Origin of the sequence: Trichlorobacter lovleyi, assembly GCF_015239775.1 — a bacterium.
GTDB lineage: Bacteria > Desulfobacterota > Desulfuromonadia > Geobacterales > Pseudopelobacteraceae > Trichlorobacter > Trichlorobacter lovleyi_B.
In genome coordinates this window covers 1,910,724-1,928,605 of the sequence record NZ_CP058409.1, presented here as the reverse complement: position 1 = coordinate 1,928,605, position 17,882 = coordinate 1,910,724, and the positions used below count along the sequence as shown (strand labels likewise).

Here is a 17,882-nt window from a genome sequence, read left to right as displayed (position 1 = left end):
TGGGGGGATTGTGCGAGAAACATTCCAGATCGTAAGCATAAAAGATGGCAAACAAGACCTGGAGTCGATCCTGCACACCCTGCGGGAGATGAAAACAGGACGTCTCAAAAACGATTTGAAATTGCTGAATTACTACCATGAAGTCCCGATCAGCTATTCTGCAAAGATCGATTCAATTGATAGCGACTGCATCGAGGTTACTGCACACCAGGCACAATCAGTCGTCCTGGGGTTGCAAAAGCAGGCTTTATTGACAAGCTCTTCTTTTCCACAAGGCTTGGGAGTCCACTGTTTTGTTGAATATGTCAATGTAAAGAACAGTTTTGCTGTGCTGGGACGTTTTGCCTATGCCTCGATTCGTGCAGAAAGACGTGGTGCGGTTCGCGTAAAGATTGATGGTTTTGTGCCAGCCGCCTATACAGCTGACACCCAAACGCTGTCCGGTCGTGCTGACGACATCTCAGTTTCCGGGGTTGCCATTCATAACCAGCAGTCTGTACCGGCAGGTATCCCGGAAAATGGCACCCTGCAGCTTTCGGTCAATGGTTCGGAATTGATCTTGCCTTCAACGCTGGTGAAATCGGCTGAAAAGGAAGGGGAGTTTGTGCACACCTTTCGGTTCGAGCCGGACAAGAATGCAGACAAAGTTATTTCACAGTATATTTACGGCCGTCAGGTTGAAATCATCCGGCAATTAAAAGAGCAGTTTCAGTAGTGCAGAATCAGCCATGAACAGGGAGGAGAAGCAATGAAGCTGCGTATTCTGGGAAGTGCCGGGGCAGAATTTCCTGATTTCAGGCCGCCGGCCTTTCTGATCGATGACTCACTGTTGCTTGATGCGGGTACTATCGGTTCTGTTTTGACAGAAGATGAACAATGGTCAATCAGAAATATCTTTATTACCCATGCCCACCTGGATCATATTCGCGGTATCCCGGCGCTGGCTGACAATATAATCGTCAAAAATCTGCGCCACCTGGTTGATGTCTATGCACCGTTATCAGTTATTGAAGCCCTGCGTACCCATCTGTTTAACGGCCTGATCTGGCCTGATTTTACCTGTCTGCCCACGCCGGAAGAACCGGTGTTGCGTTTTAATGTCATTCAACCGTCTGAACCGGTTGTGCTTGGTAATTTGACTCCTGAACGCCGCAGTATTGACGGCTACTCATTGACTGCAGTACCGGTGCATCATACGGTCCCGGCAGTTGGCTATTGCGTTGAACATGCCGGACGCCGTCTGGTTTATACCGGTGACACCGGCCCGACTGAAGAAATCTGGCGCTATGCCTCAGGTGCCGATGTCCTGATAGTTGAGGTGTCGTTCCCTAACAGTCAAGAGTCGCTGGCGCTTTTGACGCAGCATCTGTGCTGTTCATTGCTTGAAAAGGAGTTGGCCAAGATCCCAGAACTCCCCAAACGGATTCTGATTACCCATCCAAAGCCACAGTATTATGAGCTGATCCGGGATGAAATTGCACAGATGGGGATCCGCCAGGTTGAACTGCTGCGTGATGGGACTATCTATGATATCTGAGTCGAATGTGCTGCAGTTCCCTGATCGCATTGGGGCCTTTGTGCTTCGCCGGGGGCAGTTTTTTATCACCATCACACGACTCATTCTGCAGTCTCTGGTATCATTGCTCAGTCCTCCCTCGCTGGGGAACCCTGCTATTCGCATGGTATTACTGAAACAGCTCTATTTTACCGGTTTTGAGGCTGCAAAAATCATTGTGCTGGTTGCTGTTATCCTCGGAACCGTTATTGTCAGTCAGGTGATTGGTCTGGTTGGCGGTGGAAACGGTTCATTAATCGGTAAAGTGCTGGTCTGGGTTGTGTTTCTTGAGTTAGGCCCTCTTTTAACTGCAATGATTGTCATTGCCCGCAGTGGCACTGCCATCGCAGCCGAACTGGGGGCCATGAAAATTAATGGTGAAATTGCCGCGTTGGAACGGCTGGGAATCGATCCGGAACGTTACCTGTTGTTACCCCGCGTCATAGGTGCTGCCACCTCTGTCATGCTCCTTACCGTTTATTTTGTGCTGACTTCATTTGTAGGTGGCTTTCTGATTGTCTCGTTTGGCCACCATATATCGTACGATCAGTTTATCCAGGGGATTGTTGCCTCACTTGGAATACGAGAAGTGATTGTCTTGATGGCAAAGGCAGCGGCATTCGGTCTGATTATCCCGCTTATCTGCTGTAATGCCGGAATGTCTGTTGGTACCAGTGCCACGGAAATCCCCCAGGCTGCAACCAGGGCTGTCATTACCAGCCTCTTTTCAATTTTTGTCCTGGATGGGGTGATAACGTATCTTGCCTCTCTGCTGGCGGTTGCCTGATTCCCCTTGAAATCAGACATATCCTGTACTATCTATATTTTAATCTAGCACACTACCTGTTCAGGAGGACCTTCTTATGGGCAAAGAGCCCGGGAGCACCAAATTTCAGACCGACTTCCGTCGTCATCTGCGTGAGCAGAATATCAGTGGTAATCTGGTACATCTGTTGTGTGAAATTGCCGAGGCCAGTAAATATGTGATCAACGCGGTTCGTACCGGTGACTTGGGGGTTGCCGGTACCTCCAATCTGTACGGCGAAGAACAGTTGGCCCTGGATGTGTTGTCCGACCGAATTCTGCGCAAACGACTGATGTATTCAGGAGTGGTCTGTAACATTGCTTCTGAAGAAATGGATGAAATCTTTCAAGTCACCAGTAACCCTTTGGGGATGTTTTCAGTGGCCTATGACCCGCTGGACGGTTCCTCATTGGTTGATGTGAATCTGGCCGTAGGAACCATTGTCGGGATTTATCAGGGCGACAATCTGCTGCAACCGGGCCGTAATATGGTTGGAGCCATGTACATCCTGTATGGCCCAAGGGTCTCCATGGTCTATTCAGTGGGTAAGGGGGTTTATGAGTTTACCATGAACCATTTGATGGAGTTTACCCTGACCCGCGAAAAGGTTCAGATGAAGCCGTCCGGTGATATCTATTCTCCAGGTGGCCTGCGTAAGAAATATACGCCAGAAAACGAAGCCTATATCCGCTATCTCGAAGATAAAGGTTCAAAACTGCGTTATTCAGGTGGATTTGTACCGGATATCAATCAGATTTTGATGAAGGGCAAAGGGATCTTTATGTACCCGGCCCTGACCGATTCCCCCAATGGTAAGCTACGGCTTTTGTTTGAACTGAACCCCATGGCATATTTGATTGAACAGGCTGGCGGCGCTGCTACCAATGGGTGTATGCCGATTCTTGACATGCAACCAGAGGGACTTGATCAACGGGCACCAATTTATATTGGTTGCAAAGAAGATGTGGCGAAAGCCACAGAATTTTTAAATGGAGCTTGTGCGTGAGTAGCGTGGAAGAACTGATTGACAAGGACGAGGTGCCTCAGGAACTGCCTCGTAGGCTCTGTAGTGAGATTCAACTGTTTGATCTCTGTGAACTTGAAAAATGCCACTTCAAGGATGACCGTTTTTGTACTGATCCTGAAATGCTGGCCCGTTTTGAGGCGGCTGCAGAACCTGAAGAACGTCCTGCATGGCATTTTGGCAAAGATGAAGATCAAGATAATGATGATGAATGCTATACCGAAGAGCAGGAAGATGATGATAACCAATACAGTGTCTTTGATGATGAAGACCGCTCTGAGCAGGATGACGAATGGTAGTTTGCCGGCAGTTTAGAGAGGCATTGAACAGACCTTGATGAAACGCATTACCGCCATCCTTCAACTACTTCGACCTCACCAGTGGTTGAAGAACCTGATGCTGTTTTTTCCTCCGTTTCTTGGTGGTACTCTGTTAACGCAAGGGATGGTTGTTAAGGGAACCATCCCTTGCGTTGTGTTCTCTCTGGCTTCAAGTGCCGGCTACCTTGTCAATGACTTGATGGACCGTGAAGCTGACTCAAATCATCCACGGAAGTCCTCGCGTCCCTTGGCGTCAGGTATGGTCGCTGTTACGACTGCCAAAACACTGGCCATTTTACTGGCTGCCAGCGCCATTATCGTTGCCCTATCTGTCGGTACAACCTTTACTTTATTAGTACTGGCCTACCTGTCAGTATCGGTTGCCTATTCATGCTGTTTAAAAAAAATGCCGGTGGTTGATCTGTTTTGTATTGCCACCGGTTTTCTGTTCCGACTCATGGCGGGAGGGGCTGTTTTCAGCATCCGTATTTCTGAGTGGCTGTTTTTATCCGTATTGCTGCTCTCACTGTTTTTAAGTGCCGGAAAACGCCTCTCTGAAAAACAGACTCTCAGCGTTATAACTGCAGCATCTCATCGTAAAGTGTTGACACATTATCCAGACGGTTTCCTTGACGGCGTGCTGTTTATGACCGGCAGCGCAGTACTGGTCACCTACACCATGTACACTCTATCCCATAATTTTTTACTGTATACTGTTCCACTCTGTTGCTTTGGACTACTACGCTATATTTTGAGAGTTAAGTCGGGGCTAAGCGGCGATCCGACGGAATCATTATTGCGAGATCCCTGGATACTGGTTGTCGGAGCCGGATGGAGTGCCATGGTGGGGTGGGGGATCTACGGGACATGAGAAAAACCATTCTTCAGGCGCTGTACCGGTTATTCCCTTTTGACCTTAAAGGTGATGGTGTAGTGCCGTCTGCTGCAGATGGCATTCGTATTTCTTGTGTCATTAATTTTTATGGCCGTCTGGACCTGCTGCAGGGGATACTCTGTTCTCTGGCAGACCAGCAGTATCCCAAAGACCGTTTTGAGGTATTGCTTGTCGAAGACAGGGGAGGGACGGATGCAGGCAGGCAGATGGCCTCTGACTTTTCAACCATGTTGCAGGTCGTCTATCTGCCACTAGATGCACAGTTTGGCAAAATGGGCTACTCACGTAACTTCGGGCTAACACGTAGCAGGGGAGAGATTATTCTGTTTCTGGATGATGATACGATCCTATTGCAGCATGACTTTTTACTTGCCCTTGATTCTTTTTGTGCTGAAAATCCTGTTGCTGATGCTGTGGTGCCGCATGGCCATGCTGCCTACGCCTGCATCGAAGATCGTTACGACTTTCACGATCCATATTTCATGACCAGTCGCTGCACAGCCTACCGCCGACAGGTCTTACAGAAACTCGGTGGCTTTATGGATCATTTTGTAGGGCAGGAGGATGTGGAGTTTGTAACCCGTTTTACCATCGCCGGTAATACCGCAATCAACTGTGCTGATCTGAACTATTTTCATCCTCCATTGCTGGTGCCAAACACCCGTAAACCACGGGCAGTAGGGTTTTCATTTTTCGGGCTAAAAAACCGTTATTCCTGGCCGGTCTGGATCCTGTTAATGTTAAATTGTGCCCGCCATGCACCGTTGTTTCTACTACCCGGCCGGCGGCTGAAAGAACAGGGGCGTTTTGGCATTGGGTTCCTGTTGGGAGTCTTGGAAGGTTTTAAGGGCAGCAAAGAACAGGTGTACGGATGAAGTGGCGGCTTTATGCATATAAAGACCTTTTGCTTGTCTTCATCTGGCGAGAGTTCCTGATCCGCTACAAACAGACCTCTATCGGTGTGCTGTGGGCCATCTTACAGCCGGTTAGCTTAATGTTGTTGTTTACATTCATCTTTGGTGTGGTGCTACAGACCACGCCAAAAGCGTATCCGTACACTCTATTTTATTTTGCCGGTGTACTTCCTTGGACCTTTTTTTCAGGAGCGTCAAACTTTGCAGTTACCAGTCTTTCTGGTAACTTTAATCTTGTAACAAAAATATATTTCCCCCGCGAAATAATTCCATTTTCTGGCGTAGCAATCAACTTTATAGACTATCTGATAGGTTTCTGTGTTTATTTTTTGATGCTGATAGTTTATCAAGTCCCAATTAGTTGGAATATGCTTTGGATACTTCCCTTGCAGGGTATGCTGGTTATCTATACTACTTCAATTTCTCTGTTACTAGCCGCACTCAATGTCTACTACCGTGATGTCAAACTTGTAACCACTTTTTTAATTCAGTTTTTGTTTTTTGCTACACCAGTAATTTATTCTATTGATTCTGTCGATAACAAATGGAAGATGTTTCTATTTCTTAACCCTCTAACTTTTATCGTTGAAAATATGCGGCGTGTTACCATCGAAGGGCGTGGAGTTATCCTTTGGCAACTTGGGATTGAACTGGCTGGGGTGTTTTTGCTGTATATTGTTGTATATAAAATTTTTATCCGTATTGAGCGAGCCTTTGCCGATGTCATCTAACCCAATAATATCTTTGTCAAATGTCTGGAAAAAGTATTCCAAGCAGTCGGTTTTAAATAACTCGCTACGTGAGGAGCTTATTTCGTTCTTGACAGGAAAAAAGTGTTATGAAGAACTTTCAGATGGCGAGTTCTGGGCTTTAAAGGATATATGTCTCTATGCTGGAAAGGGCGCTTGTATTGGGCTTGCTGGGCATAACGGCTCCGGGAAAAGTACCATATTGAAGCTTATTTCCAATGTCACCTATCCAACAAGGGGTGACATTGTGATAAAAGGAAGGGTGGCTCCATTAATTGAGCTTGGTGCAGGCATGCATCCTGACCTGAGCGGCATTGAAAACATCTACATGAACGGGACAATTTTAGGACTCACCATTCGAGAGTTAAAAAAGAATATTGGCAGCATAGTGGAGTTTTCAGGCCTTGATGACTTTATCAACGTACCGGTCAAGAAGTATTCATCTGGAATGTACCTTCGCTTGGCCTTCTCTATTGCCGTTCACAGCCCGGCAGATATCTTTCTCTTTGATGAAGTTCTGGCTGTGGGTGATGAGGAGTTTCAAGCACGTTGCCTCAAGCGCATTGAGTCTATCAGGTCAAATAATGGGACAATTTTGGTTGTAAGTCATGACCATGCATCACTTACGCGAATTTGTGACAACATCATAACCCTTGATCATGGCATCGCATTGACGGGAGTTTTAGTATGAAAGTAGTCATACTTGCAGGTGGCTTAGGGACGCGTATAAGCGAAGAATCACATTTAAAGCCTAAGCCGATGATTGAAATCGGAGAAAATCCTATTCTTTGGCATATCATGAAGATCTACTCCCACTACGGGTTCAATGATTTCACAATTTGCCTCGGTTACAAGGGGTATGTCATTAAAGAGTATTTTGCCAACTATTTTTTACATAATTCGGATGTTACGTTTGATTTGGGCCAAAACAGTATGAAGATTCATGATTCAGCTGCTGAGCCTTGGAAAGTCACTCTGGTTGATACTGGCCTAACGACTCCGACCGGGGGGCGCTTGAAACGCATTCGCCAATATCTGGGAAATGAGACGTTTTTGATGACTTATGGTGATGGTGTTGCCAATGTTAATATCAACAAACTTTTGGAATTCCACAGGGGACATGGCAGGCATGCTACCATAACAGCTGTGCAGCCTCCCGGTCGTTTTGGAGCATTGGCGTTTGAGGGACATGGGGATGTAGTCAGTAATTTTCAAGAAAAACCGCAAGGGGATGGTTCTTGGATCAATGGCGGCTTCTTCGTGTTAGAGCCGCAAGTGCTCGACTACATTGCCTCGGATGATATCCTCTGGGAGAAAGAACCGCTCTCGGAGCTCTCTCGTGACGGGCAACTGATGGCCTTCCGGCACGTGGGGTTCTGGAAGCCGATGGATACTTTGCGTGATAAGGTGGATCTCGAAGAACAATGGCGCACTGGAGATGCAAAGTGGAAAGTGTGGTAGGTGGTGCGATGAACACATTCTGGAAAGGAAAATCAGTCTTAATCACCGGGCATACCGGTTTCAAGGGCGCTTGGCTATCTATCTGGCTTCATGCCATGGGCGCCAAAATCACCGGATTCGCCCTCGATCCGCCCACCGAGCCGAGCCTGTTCCGCCTTGCCGGCTTAGACCGGCTGATTGATTCGTTTAAAGGGGATGTTCGGGACGGCGTCCGGTTGCAACAGGTCCTCGTTCAGGCCAAGCCTGAGATTGTCTTTCACCTCGCGGCCCTCCCTATCGTCCGTGAATCGTACCTGATGCCCGTGGAAACATACGCCACCAACATGATGGGAACGGTCAACCTCCTGGAGGCGGTCCGCTGGGTTCCCTCAATCCGTGCAGTTGTCAACGTTACCTCAGACAAGTGCTATAAGAATGTTGGTAACGATCACGCATTCCGAGAGGACGAGCGGCTCGGGGGGTATGATCCGTACTCCAACAGCAAGGCGTGCTCGGAGCTCATTACAGCAAGTTGGCGTTCCTCCTTTTTTAATCCCGAAAAATATGCCGAGCATCGGGTAGCAATCGCAACTGCCAGGGCCGGCAACGTGATCGGAGGGGGAGATTGGGCAACGGACCGTCTCATTCCTGACTGCATCAGGGCTCTGCTGGATGGCAAACCGGTTCGCATCCGGAATCCTCATGCTATTCGGCCCTGGCAGCATGTACTGGAGCCCCTGTCTGGCTATCTTATGCTGGCCCAACGTTTGTATGAAGACGGCTGCGATTTTGGTAGCGGTTGGAACTTCGGCCCCTTCGGTGACGATGCTAAGCCGGTCCGATGGATTGTCGAGACACTCTGTGAAAAATGGGGCGGAGCTGTTGGTTTTGAAATCGATTCAGGCGCTCACCCCCACGAGACGGGATACCTCCGGCTCGATATCGGGAAGGCGCAGACCCTGCTCGGCTGGCAGCCCTGCTGGAATCTCGAGACCGCACTCGATGCCATCGTCGACTGGATGCAGGTCTGGCGGTCGGGTGGAGATATGCTAGCGCGGTCGTTGGCCCAGATCGAACGCAATGAAACGGACCGGAAACGGCAGGCACATTCCGTCGATGCGAACGTTGAGCGGGAAATGCCCTCACTGATGGAGGCCTGATGAACATCAAACAGGAAAAAGATCTCCGGGCGAAGGCTGTTGAAGCGGCACTCTCCTACTACCGTGCCCGGCATGCTGCCTCCACCGCTTTCCAGCCCGGCGACCGCATCCCCTATGCCGGTCGGGTCTTTGATGAAAGCGAAATTGCTAACCTGATCGATGCCTCGCTTGATTTCTGGCTTACCGCCGGGCGCTACGCTCAGCGCTTCGAGAAGGAGTTAGCAACGTACCTAGGGACGGCGCACTGCTCTCTGGTCAATTCAGGTTCCTCGGCCAATCTGCTCGCTTTTATGGCACTAACCTCTCCCAGGCTTGGGGAGCGCCGCATCTATCGGGGCGATGAGGTGATCACGGTGGCGGCCGGTTTTCCGACAACGGTGGCGCCTATCATCCAGTACGGAGCGGTTCCCGTCTTCGTAGATGTCGAACTCCCCACTGCCAACATCGATTGTCACCAACTCGAGACGGCACTTTCTTCGCGCACCAAGGCTGTGATGCTGGCACACACCCTCGGTAACCCGTTCGACCTACAGCGGGTGAAGGCCTTTTGCGACCGTCATGACCTTTGGCTGATCGAAGACAACTGTGATGCCCTCGGTTCGCGCTACCTGATTGACGGGCAATGGCGCCAAACCGGAACCGTCGGTCATCTTGGCACCTCGAGTTTCTACCCTCCCCATCACATGACCATGGGCGAAGGAGGAGCGGTTTATACCAACGATCCCTTGTTAAGCAGACTCGTAGAATCCTTCAGGGACTGGGGGCGCGACTGCTGGTGCCCCTCCGGCAAGGACGACACCTGCGGCACGAGATTCGACCGGCAGTTCGGCGAACTCCCGGTCGGCTATGATCACAAATATGTCTACTCACATTTTGGCTACAACCTCAAGGCGACTGACCTGCAAGCAGCTATAGGATGTGCGCAGTTGGAGAAACTACCAAGCTTCGTCGAAGCACGCCGGCGCAACTGGCACCAGCTTCGTGAAAGTTTGAGGGGACTGGAGGAGAGCCTGATACTTCCAGAGCCGGCACCAAACAGCGATCCCTCCTGGTTCGGGTTCCTGATGACGGTCCGCGACGGTGCCCGCTTTACCCGCGACCAAGTCGTGGAGCACCTCGAGAAAAACGGCTTACAAACCAGAATGCTCTTCGCCGGCAACCTCATCAAGCACCCCTGCTTCGATGAGATGCGCAACAGCGGGACAGGATACCGCTCGGTCGGTCACCTGAGAAATACCGACAAGATCATGAGAAACAGCTTCTGGGTTGGCGTCTATCCGGGGATGACCGGCGATGTTCTCGAATACATGGCTGATCTGATTTGTACTTTTGCAAGGCCATGAAGATTCTGGTAACCGGCGCATCAGGCTTTTTAGGGAAGAACCTAGTTGAACATTTGACTCAGGCGCATGAGGTGGCAACACCCACGCGGCAGGAGCTTGATCTCCTTGACGAGTGTTTGGTGCGGTGCTACCTCAAGGCCAACTCTTTTGATGCGATCATCCATGCCGCTGGAAAACCTGGACACCGCAATGCCGCTGACCCCACTGGTGTCTTTTGGGCAGACACGCGGATGTACTTCGTTTTAATGCACAGCCGGGAGTATTTTGGGAGGCTGTTGATCGCTGGTTCCGGCGGTATCTATGATCTGCGAAAATACCGTCCGAAGATGAAGGAAGATGAGTGGCACCACCATATCCCTGCCGATGAGCACGGCTTCTTTCGCTACGTGACAGCCCATCATATTGTCGCTTCGCCCGGCGTGGTGGACCTTAGACTGTTCGGTGTTTTTGGCAAGTACGAGGACTATGCTATCCGCTTTATCTCGAATGCGATCTGTAAGACGCTTTTCGACCTCCCGATCACCATAAAGCAGAACCGGAACTTTGATTACCTCTACGTCCGTGACCTTTTCCCGGTGGTGGACCACTTTCTGTACCACGATGCTCGGTCCAGGGAATACAATGTTACGCCGGACACCCCCATTTCACTCAAGGAGTTAGCCGAACTAATCCTCGCCGTGTCGGGGAAAAAATTGCCGGTAGTGATATTCCAAGAAGGGATGGGGTCAGAGTATAGCGGGGACAACAGTCGCCTGAAAGAGGAGTTACCGGGGTTGCAATTCACTGAACTTACTGATGCAGTTGCCGAGCTCTACCAATGGTACAGCGATAACAAAGCTTCGATCGACAGATCAAAACTTATTGTAGACAAATAAAATCCGATGCGAGGCGGGGAGAGCCATGAATAGAAACATTTTTGAAGATCTGTTTGTCTTGGAGATGGCCAACAACCATTGGGGCAATCTGGCGCGTGGCATGAAAATTATTTCGGAGTTCGCACAAGTAGTGCGCTTCAACAATATCCGTGGCGCCATCAAACTCCAGTTCAGAGACGTTGATAGCTTCATTCACAAGGACTTCATCGGGCGTGATGACATCCGCTACATCAAGAAAACGCTGGACACACGTATGGAGAAGGAAAACTATGCCGCCTTCGTCCAGGCTATCCGGCAGAATAGCTGCATCCCCATGGCTACCCCCTTTGATGAACAATCAGTGCAATTATGTGTGGAATTGGGGATTCAGATCATCAAGATCGCCAGTTCGGACATCAGTGACTGGATACTGATCGAAGCCATCGCGGCCACCCGCAAACCGGTCATCGTATCGACCGGTGGAACCTCACTCAAGGACATCGACGACCTCGTCTCCTTCTTCGAAAAACGCAATATTCCGCTCGCCATCAACCATTGTGTTTCTCTTTATCCCAGCGAGGACCACGAATTGGAGCTGAACCAGATTGATTTCCTGAAGAGCCGCTATCCTGACAACACTATTGGTTTCTCCAGCCACGAGTACCACGATTGGAACGACTCCATACTGGTTGCCTATGCAAAGGGGGCAAGGACCTTTGAACGCCACGTCGACATCGACGACGGCACCGTAGCGGTCAGCCCCTACTGCTCGCTGCCACACCAGATTGACCAGTGGTTCAAAGCATTCAACAAGGCCAAGGAAATTTGCGGCGGCCCCGGTGTTCAGAAACGCATCGTGCCGGAGCGAGAGAAAAAATACCTCGACGCACTGGTGCGCGGCGTCTACGCGAAACGCGACCTGCCTGAAGGCCATGTCCTGCACGACGACGATGTCTATCTGGCTATACCGCTCCAGAAAGGCCAGATATCCTGCCGTGAGTTGATGCGCGGCGAGGTACTGCTCAAGGCGGTTGAGAAGGATACTCCGGTGATGATAGACACCATCGACAGCCCTTATGCCAACCATGAGGAACTCAAGAAACTAATTTACGGCCGGGGGCTCTAGGAATGATCAGGGTCGCCGACTACATCATGGAGCGCCTCGCTCAGTTCGGAATCAAGGATATCTTCATGATAACCGGGGGCGGTGCCATGCATCTCAATGACGCAGCGGGTCGCCGGTTGCAGTATTTCTGCAATCATCATGAGCAGGCATCGGCAATTGCTGCTGAGGGTTACGCTAGAGTTTCAGGTAAGCCGGCTGTAGTTTTGGTTACCACCGGACCAGGGGGACTGAATACGCTTACCGGTGTCATGGGTCAATGGACTGACTCCGTTCCTGTGATCTATATATCGGGGCAAGTTAAATTTGAAACTACAATACGTTCCTGCCCGGAGCTTGGCCTGCGGCAACTTGGTGACCAGGAAGTGAATATTGTTGAGATTGTACGCCCGCTTACTAAGTTTGCCACCTGCGTCATCGACCCAAACCAGATCAGGACCGCCTTGGAGCAAGCGTGGTACGCCGCCACAACAGGTCGTCCAGGTCCGGTGTGGCTGGACATTCCGATGGATGTACAGGGGGCGCTAGTGGACCTGGGCACATTGGCCGGTTACATCCCGGAGGAAGGCACGATCTACGATGCCGAAGCTGCTGCAGCTGCGGTCCCCAAAGTCTTCAATCTGCTTGAGAAGGCCCAGCGTCCGGTGGTGGTGGCAGGACACGGCGTCCGCATCTCGGGAGCGCAGGAGATCTTCCTTGATGTGGCACAGCTACTTCATATCCCGATCCTGACCACCTTCAACGGCTTCGACTTGGTTCCCAGCGATAACCCGCTCTACGTGGGGCGCATCGGCACCATCGGCGACCGAGCAGGCAACTTCGCACTGCAAAACGCCGACGTTATTTTCTACCTTGGTACCCGCAACAACATACGTCAGGTGAGCTATGGCTGGGGGAGTGTCGGCCGGGCCGCTACAAAGATAGTGGTCGACATCGACGCGGCGGAGTTGGTAAAGCCAACCCTTGCCGCCGATCTGAAGATCCATACCGATGTCAAATTCCTTCTTGAACGGTTAAGGGCTGAGCTTATGAGGAGTAAGCCTAAGATTCGTTCAGAGTGGCTGGCCAAGTGCCTTGACTGGAAAGAACGCTTTCCGGTGGTGCTGGCAGCCGAAAAATATCCGCTGACCCCGGTGCATCCCTACCTTTTTGCCAAGATACTTTCAGAAGAGCTCGGCGAAAACGCCGTGGTCGTGACGTCGAACGCGACTGCCAACATCGTCTACTTTCAAGGCGGGGTTGTAAAGAGGGGACAGCGCGCCATCTGGAACTCGGGATGCGCTTCCATGGGCTATGACATCCCGGCAGCCATTGGCGCCTGTCTGGCCAACCAAAGGCAGCCGGTCGTCTGTCTGGCTGGTGACGGCAGCATCATGATGAACCTTCAGGAGCTTTCAACCATTGTCTACTATCGGCTGCCCATTGCCATCTTCGTCTTCAACAACTTCGGCTACGTTTCCATCCGGCAGACACAGTCAAACTTTTTCGGGAAGCTTCATGGCTGCGACGAAGCCACCGGAGTTGGTTTTCCCGATATCCCGGCATTGGCTACAGCCTTTGGCATGAAGACCGCGCGCATTGAGGAGAATTTAGGGATGCGGGAGAAGATTAGGGGAGTGCTTGCGACCGGCGGACCTGTCCTCTGTGAGATCGTCCTCAACCCGGACCATGCCATCGAGCCGAAACTCTCGTCCACGCGGCTCCCCGACGGTAAAATGATCTCCAATCCACTGGAGGATATGTCGCCTCTGCTGGATCGCGAGGAGTTTAAAAAGAATATGATCGTAGCGCCGCAAACGGATGGGTAACCTATCAAGGGGGAAGGATGATTAACTTTGATTTTACAGGCAAGGTTGTCGCCATCACGGGAGGGCGCAGAGGAATCGGGCGCGCACTGGTTCAGGCATTCGCCCGTTGTGGAGCTTCAGTTGCGGTGATGGCCAAGAGCGAAGAGGACGGTGGCGTGCTGGAGTCGTTGGGCGACCACGCCGTCAGGTGCAGATACTATGCGGTCGACATGCTGGACCGGGAGCAAAGGGCTAGCCTCATGGAGCAGGTGGTGTTAGATTTTGGCACCATCGACATTCTGGTCAACAACGCGGGACTCCAAGAGACCGCCTCGGTATTCGACTATGGCCTAGCCAGGTGGGACGCCGATCTAGAGCTAATGCTTACCTCGATATTTGATCTCTCCATACAGGCTGCCCGCATCATGCGCGACCGCGATGGCGGCAAAATCATCAACGTCGCCTCGATTAGCAGCTTCCAAGGCGCCAGGAACATCGTCGGCTATTCGACAGCCAAACACGGCTTGGTCGGTCTAACCAAGTGTCTTGCCAATGAATTGGCCTGTCATGGTATCAACGTCAACGCGGTAGCTCCTGGCATTGTCGATACTGATATGGCGGTTGGGGTATTCAGCGATCCGGTTCGGGCAAAGGAACTCTCGGGCAGAGTGCCTGCAGGACGTTTTGCCACGACCAACGACGTCGTGCAACCGGTGCTCTTCCTTGCCTCAGAAGGGAGCTGTTTCATCCACGGCCACGTCTTGCTGGTGGACGGCGGTTGGATGGGACGCTAGGAAGTCGTCATGAGTGGCAAACGTATCGAAGCAAAAGAACTGAGATGCGCGAAGCGGCAGCCGCTTCAGGAAATTATCCCCCTACCGGCTCCCTTCGTGATGTACATTGACCCGACTAACGCTTGCAACTTCAAGTGCAAATTCTGTCCTACCAGCGACGACGAGTTATTGCGCAGCGTCGGGAGAGCCAAAAAGATGATGTCGCTCGATATGTTCCGCAAGATCATTGGCGACATCAGTGGCTTCAACTGCCGGCTGAAGCTGCTTAGCCTGTACAAGGACGGCGAGCCGTTATTGAACCCGAATTTTGCCGAAATGGTCAGGATCGCCCGCCGCGCCGGTATCGCCGAAAGGATCTGGACCAAAACTAACGGCTCGCTGCTCAATCCGGAACTAAACCGGGACATCATCGACGCCGGTCTCAACCACATCTGCATTTCCATCGAAGCAGTCAGCCACGATGGGTACCGAGACATAGCTGCTGTTGACATCGACTACTCAAAGTTGCTGACCAACATTGAGGATTTATACCGGCACCGCGGCGACTGCGAAATCTACATCAAGATTGTGGATGTAAATCTCTCAGAGGAACAGAAGTCAAAGTTTTACGACGACTTCCAGTCCATCTGTACCCACATAGCGATCGAGAAACTTATGGGCTGGTCAAACTCCGGCGTCAAGGATTTCACTCTAGGGACAGCCCCCGATACCTACGACGGCCTGCCCTTCGTAAAAAAGATGGTTTGCGCCTATCCCTTCTACGTCTTAGCCGTCAACTGTGACGGTAGTGTTTCTCTTTGCGGCAACGACTGGTCTCAACAGACGGTGGTAGGAAGTGTAAGGGAAAAATCTTTGTCCGAGATCTGGAATAGTGAGGAATTGTACCAGTTCAGGGTCATGATGTTGAGAGAACGCCACAAAAACGCCGCATGCAGGGAGTGCTACTATCTGCAGATCGTCCCTGACAACATCGACGAATACCGGGACGAGATCCAGCGCCGCCTGGATCTCGCCAGGGCCAATCATGGAAAACAGTGAGTCGACTAACGGGGTTCTCTGGCCAAATGACAAGCTGCAGCCGGTCATTATCACCTACAATCGCGCCAAACAACTCGCGGAGACATTGGAAGCTTTCTTCTCTGCCGGGCTGAGTTCGATGCAGCTCACCATCCTGGATAACGCTTCTCCTGACAACACTCCAGAAGTGGTAAGAAGCTATCAGCAGAAGTGGCCGCAACTTAATTACGTAAGGAATTCTTACAATATCGGCGGCTGTGCCAATTACCTCAGGGCATTGGAGATAACCGATTCCGAGTACTGCTGGGTCATCGGCGATGATGACAAGTGGATCTTCGAGGGACTCCCGGAATTGATAGAGGTGCTCGGCAAAGGGGAAGCCGACGTGATCCGGCTGGGCTGGCAGGTCGCTGCAGCGGAACGCGGCACCATGTCCACCCTGTCCGAACTGGTTAGCACTTCATCCTCCTTTCTCGGCAGTGTAAGCATGATTTCCTCGGTCATCGCACGCCGGGATTTTACAACTAGGTACATTTCAGAAGCCTATTTCAGTATCAGCGATTTTTATCCCCAGATGGTCCCTTTCTACAAGGAGACAACTTCCTCCGCGGTGAAGGTGTACTCTCTGAGTGCTGACTTCATGGTTCATACCCCCAGCGAGGATCGTGGCTATTTCTTCGGAGACTTGGAATGGCTGACCTATTACTGCCGTTCCACTAGGTATATACAGGACCGCAGGATCAAGGAACGTGTCATTGCTGACATCATGTCGTACCAGAGGCAACAGTTTCGTTTCAGGTTCTCGTGGGCACAAAATGTCCGGATCATCCTACAGCTAGCCTTGAAACCCAAAGCTCTCGGTTTTGATCAGCTCCCCTACCTTTTCTCCCTGATCGGTTATGGCGTGGGGATGAGAGGTTCAGTGGCCCTTGCCCTGATCATTTATCTGGTTCTCCCGGTCTCGTTTTTGAGGCGTGCGACCAGCTATCTCCGCTCCAGGAATGGTCTGGATGGTGACTTGGACAAGGAATTACAATATATCCTAGAAGGGAGAACTAAGAGGCAATGACTAGCGACCTGCTAGAAATAATACTCATCACCTACAACCGATCGACCTTTCTTGAGAGGACCATGCGTGAGTTGGCAGACAGCCCTTTCAGGGACTACAAGATAACCCTGCTTGACAACTGCTCCAGCGATGCCACCCCAGAAGTGTGCGCTGCCTTGAAGGAAGCCTTTCCGCGGTTAAATGTCGTTCGGCACCCCAAGAACATCGGGGGCAACGCCAACTATCTGCGGGCTATCGAGCTCTCCACTTCCCCCTATACCTGGATTGTATGCGACGACGATACTTTTGATTTCTCAGCTTCCGACGAGGTGATCGACGCCATCGTGGCAGGGAGAGATGACCTCATCCTGGTTCGTCCTGTCACCGACGGTGGCGTCGAGCGGATCGGGCGCACTACTGCCCAAGCTCTCGTCGCTGATGATTACATGTTCTATTTCAGCTTGAGCTTCTTCCCTGCGATCATTTTTCGCACCGCGCTTTTTGACAGTGAGTGCCTCATGCACGGCTACCGACTCATTCCAGATAGCTATCCTCAGTTCGAGTTCATTAACAAAGCTGTGCGGGAGAACTTCTCTGTGTTGATACCTGAGACGCCGATGGTGATCAGGAACGATGTCAACGTTTCGACCTTCTCGCCGTTGTCGTGGTATAAAGCATGGATAACCTGCTGCCGAACCATCACTGACCACGAACTGAAGAAGGAGACGGTGTCTCAGGCAACCAGACTGCGCGGTTTTGTTAAATCCTTGGGGTTCTGGATCGCACTAGAAAAAAAGATTAACAAGCACGATTTCTATCACAAGGTCACAACTGTTTTTGTATCGCTCGATCTGCCTCACAAATTGCTGTTCTTGATGTTCATTCCGGTGATAGTAATTCCCCTACCATTCAAGCTGCTTATTGTAGCGCGACAGTTCGTCTATTGGCTGCTAAGGGTACCAAAAAATCAGATACCGCCGGTCGAGTTTGATCATCAGCTATAGCAATGGTTTTTTTGAGCACACTTACTTAAGTCGCAACGGAAACAGTTTAT

The 17,882-nt window shown here is 51.0% G+C and carries 19 protein-coding genes; all 19 read left to right on the top strand.

The genetic code is table 11. The annotated features are described in order from the left end of the window. The first annotated feature begins 10 nt into the window (after positions 1–10). The 19 genes from FY034_RS08920 to FY034_RS08830 all read left to right on the top strand — a co-directional run bounded on the left by FY034_RS08920 (position 11) and on the right by FY034_RS08830 (position 17,832). Positions 11–715 (top strand): PilZ domain-containing protein, encoded by a 705-nt coding sequence (locus FY034_RS08920; RefSeq protein ID WP_265549719.1) that lies wholly within the window; start codon positions 11–13, stop codon positions 713–715. Between the two features lie 33 nt (positions 716–748). Then, a complete protein-coding gene (locus FY034_RS08915) occupies positions 749–1,537 on the top strand; it encodes a 3',5'-cyclic-nucleotide phosphodiesterase (RefSeq protein WP_265549717.1) in 789 nt (262 codons plus the stop codon). Next, the gene (locus FY034_RS08910; protein ID WP_265549715.1) at positions 1,527–2,342 is read left to right on the top strand and encodes an ABC transporter permease; all 816 of its coding nucleotides are present in this window, start codon (positions 1,527–1,529) and stop codon (positions 2,340–2,342) included. Before FY034_RS08915 ends, FY034_RS08910 begins: the two co-directional genes overlap by 11 nt. Before the next feature lie 76 nt (positions 2,343–2,418). After that, positions 2,419–3,366: a class 1 fructose-bisphosphatase gene (locus FY034_RS08905; RefSeq protein ID WP_265549713.1), complete on the top strand. Its 948-nt coding sequence runs from the start codon at positions 2,419–2,421 to the stop codon at positions 3,364–3,366. Beyond that, positions 3,363–3,683, top strand: coding sequence for a hypothetical protein (locus FY034_RS08900; protein ID WP_265549711.1), 321 nt, complete (start codon positions 3,363–3,365; stop codon positions 3,681–3,683). The genes FY034_RS08905 and FY034_RS08900 overlap by 4 nt, the downstream gene beginning before the upstream one ends. Positions 3,684–3,720: 37 nt before the next feature. Then, positions 3,721–4,575, top strand: a complete 855-nt coding sequence (locus FY034_RS08895) for a decaprenyl-phosphate phosphoribosyltransferase (RefSeq protein ID WP_265549708.1) — start codon at positions 3,721–3,723, stop codon at positions 4,573–4,575. Further along, the gene (locus FY034_RS08890) at positions 4,572–5,474 is read left to right on the top strand and encodes a glycosyltransferase (RefSeq protein WP_265549706.1); all 903 of its coding nucleotides are present in this window, start codon (positions 4,572–4,574) and stop codon (positions 5,472–5,474) included. Before FY034_RS08895 ends, FY034_RS08890 begins: the two co-directional genes overlap by 4 nt. Then, entirely contained in the window at positions 5,471–6,244 is a 774-nt protein-coding gene (locus tag FY034_RS08885; protein WP_265549704.1) for an ABC transporter permease, read from the top strand. The genes FY034_RS08890 and FY034_RS08885 overlap by 4 nt, the downstream gene beginning before the upstream one ends. Further along, complete coding sequence (locus tag FY034_RS08880) at positions 6,234–6,953, top strand: ABC transporter ATP-binding protein (protein WP_265549702.1); 720 nt, start codon at positions 6,234–6,236, stop codon at positions 6,951–6,953. Before FY034_RS08885 ends, FY034_RS08880 begins: the two co-directional genes overlap by 11 nt. Next, the gene (gene rfbF / locus FY034_RS08875; protein WP_265549700.1) at positions 6,950–7,723 is read left to right on the top strand and encodes a glucose-1-phosphate cytidylyltransferase; all 774 of its coding nucleotides are present in this window, start codon (positions 6,950–6,952) and stop codon (positions 7,721–7,723) included. The genes FY034_RS08880 and rfbF overlap by 4 nt, the downstream gene beginning before the upstream one ends. An 8-nt stretch (positions 7,724–7,731) precedes the next feature. After that, positions 7,732–8,862: a CDP-glucose 4,6-dehydratase gene (gene rfbG, locus FY034_RS08870; RefSeq protein ID WP_265549698.1), complete on the top strand. Its 1,131-nt coding sequence runs from the start codon at positions 7,732–7,734 to the stop codon at positions 8,860–8,862. Next, positions 8,862–10,205 (top strand): lipopolysaccharide biosynthesis protein RfbH, encoded by a 1,344-nt coding sequence (rfbH, locus tag FY034_RS08865; RefSeq protein WP_265549696.1) that lies wholly within the window; start codon positions 8,862–8,864, stop codon positions 10,203–10,205. Before rfbG ends, rfbH begins: the two co-directional genes overlap by 1 nt. Beyond that, positions 10,202–11,080, top strand: a complete 879-nt coding sequence (locus tag FY034_RS08860; RefSeq protein WP_265549693.1) for an NAD-dependent epimerase/dehydratase family protein — start codon at positions 10,202–10,204, stop codon at positions 11,078–11,080. The genes rfbH and FY034_RS08860 overlap by 4 nt, the downstream gene beginning before the upstream one ends. A 25-nt stretch (positions 11,081–11,105) precedes the next feature. Continuing rightward, positions 11,106–12,185, top strand: a complete 1,080-nt coding sequence (locus tag FY034_RS08855; RefSeq protein WP_265549691.1) for an N-acetylneuraminate synthase family protein — start codon at positions 11,106–11,108, stop codon at positions 12,183–12,185. 2 nt (positions 12,186–12,187) lie between these two features. Next, complete coding sequence (locus FY034_RS08850; RefSeq protein WP_265549689.1) at positions 12,188–13,990, top strand: thiamine pyrophosphate-binding protein; 1,803 nt, start codon at positions 12,188–12,190, stop codon at positions 13,988–13,990. Between the two features lie 17 nt (positions 13,991–14,007). Beyond that, positions 14,008–14,763, top strand: coding sequence for an SDR family NAD(P)-dependent oxidoreductase (locus FY034_RS08845; protein WP_265549687.1), 756 nt, complete (start codon positions 14,008–14,010; stop codon positions 14,761–14,763). Positions 14,764–14,772: 9 nt separating this feature from the next. Next, positions 14,773–15,801, top strand: a complete 1,029-nt coding sequence (locus FY034_RS08840) for a radical SAM/SPASM domain-containing protein (protein ID WP_265549685.1) — start codon at positions 14,773–14,775, stop codon at positions 15,799–15,801. Further along, positions 15,788–16,849, top strand: coding sequence for a glycosyltransferase family 2 protein (locus FY034_RS08835; protein WP_265549684.1), 1,062 nt, complete (start codon positions 15,788–15,790; stop codon positions 16,847–16,849). Before FY034_RS08840 ends, FY034_RS08835 begins: the two co-directional genes overlap by 14 nt. Beyond that, complete coding sequence (locus FY034_RS08830) at positions 16,846–17,832, top strand: glycosyltransferase family 2 protein (RefSeq protein ID WP_265549682.1); 987 nt, start codon at positions 16,846–16,848, stop codon at positions 17,830–17,832. Before FY034_RS08835 ends, FY034_RS08830 begins: the two co-directional genes overlap by 4 nt. Positions 17,833–17,882: the final 50 nt, after the last annotated feature.

What these genes read in the sequence shown, in the direction of transcription:
- FY034_RS08915 (WP_265549717.1), top strand. Translation starts at nt 749, where the DNA reads ATGAAGCTGCGTATTCTGGGAAGTGCCGGGGCAGAATTTCCTGATTTC.
- FY034_RS08910 (WP_265549715.1), top strand. Translation starts at nt 1,527, where the DNA reads ATGATATCTGAGTCGAATGTGCTGCAGTTCCCTGATCGCATTGGGGCC.
- FY034_RS08905 (WP_265549713.1), top strand. Translation starts at nt 2,419, where the DNA reads ATGGGCAAAGAGCCCGGGAGCACCAAATTTCAGACCGACTTCCGTCGT.
- FY034_RS08895 (WP_265549708.1), top strand. Translation starts at nt 3,721, where the DNA reads ATGAAACGCATTACCGCCATCCTTCAACTACTTCGACCTCACCAGTGG.
- FY034_RS08890 (WP_265549706.1), top strand. Translation starts at nt 4,572, where the DNA reads ATGAGAAAAACCATTCTTCAGGCGCTGTACCGGTTATTCCCTTTTGAC.
- FY034_RS08885 (WP_265549704.1), top strand. Translation starts at nt 5,471, where the DNA reads ATGAAGTGGCGGCTTTATGCATATAAAGACCTTTTGCTTGTCTTCATC.
- FY034_RS08880 (WP_265549702.1), top strand. Translation starts at nt 6,234, where the DNA reads ATGTCATCTAACCCAATAATATCTTTGTCAAATGTCTGGAAAAAGTAT.
- rfbF (WP_265549700.1), top strand. Translation starts at nt 6,950, where the DNA reads ATGAAAGTAGTCATACTTGCAGGTGGCTTAGGGACGCGTATAAGCGAA.
- rfbG (WP_265549698.1), top strand. Translation starts at nt 7,732, where the DNA reads ATGAACACATTCTGGAAAGGAAAATCAGTCTTAATCACCGGGCATACC.
- rfbH (WP_265549696.1), top strand. Translation starts at nt 8,862, where the DNA reads ATGAACATCAAACAGGAAAAAGATCTCCGGGCGAAGGCTGTTGAAGCG.
- FY034_RS08860 (WP_265549693.1), top strand. Translation starts at nt 10,202, where the DNA reads ATGAAGATTCTGGTAACCGGCGCATCAGGCTTTTTAGGGAAGAACCTA.
- FY034_RS08855 (WP_265549691.1), top strand. Translation starts at nt 11,106, where the DNA reads ATGAATAGAAACATTTTTGAAGATCTGTTTGTCTTGGAGATGGCCAAC.
- FY034_RS08850 (WP_265549689.1), top strand. Translation starts at nt 12,188, where the DNA reads ATGATCAGGGTCGCCGACTACATCATGGAGCGCCTCGCTCAGTTCGGA.
- FY034_RS08845 (WP_265549687.1), top strand. Translation starts at nt 14,008, where the DNA reads ATGATTAACTTTGATTTTACAGGCAAGGTTGTCGCCATCACGGGAGGG.
- FY034_RS08840 (WP_265549685.1), top strand. Translation starts at nt 14,773, where the DNA reads ATGAGTGGCAAACGTATCGAAGCAAAAGAACTGAGATGCGCGAAGCGG.
- FY034_RS08835 (WP_265549684.1), top strand. Translation starts at nt 15,788, where the DNA reads ATGGAAAACAGTGAGTCGACTAACGGGGTTCTCTGGCCAAATGACAAG.
- FY034_RS08830 (WP_265549682.1), top strand. Translation starts at nt 16,846, where the DNA reads ATGACTAGCGACCTGCTAGAAATAATACTCATCACCTACAACCGATCG.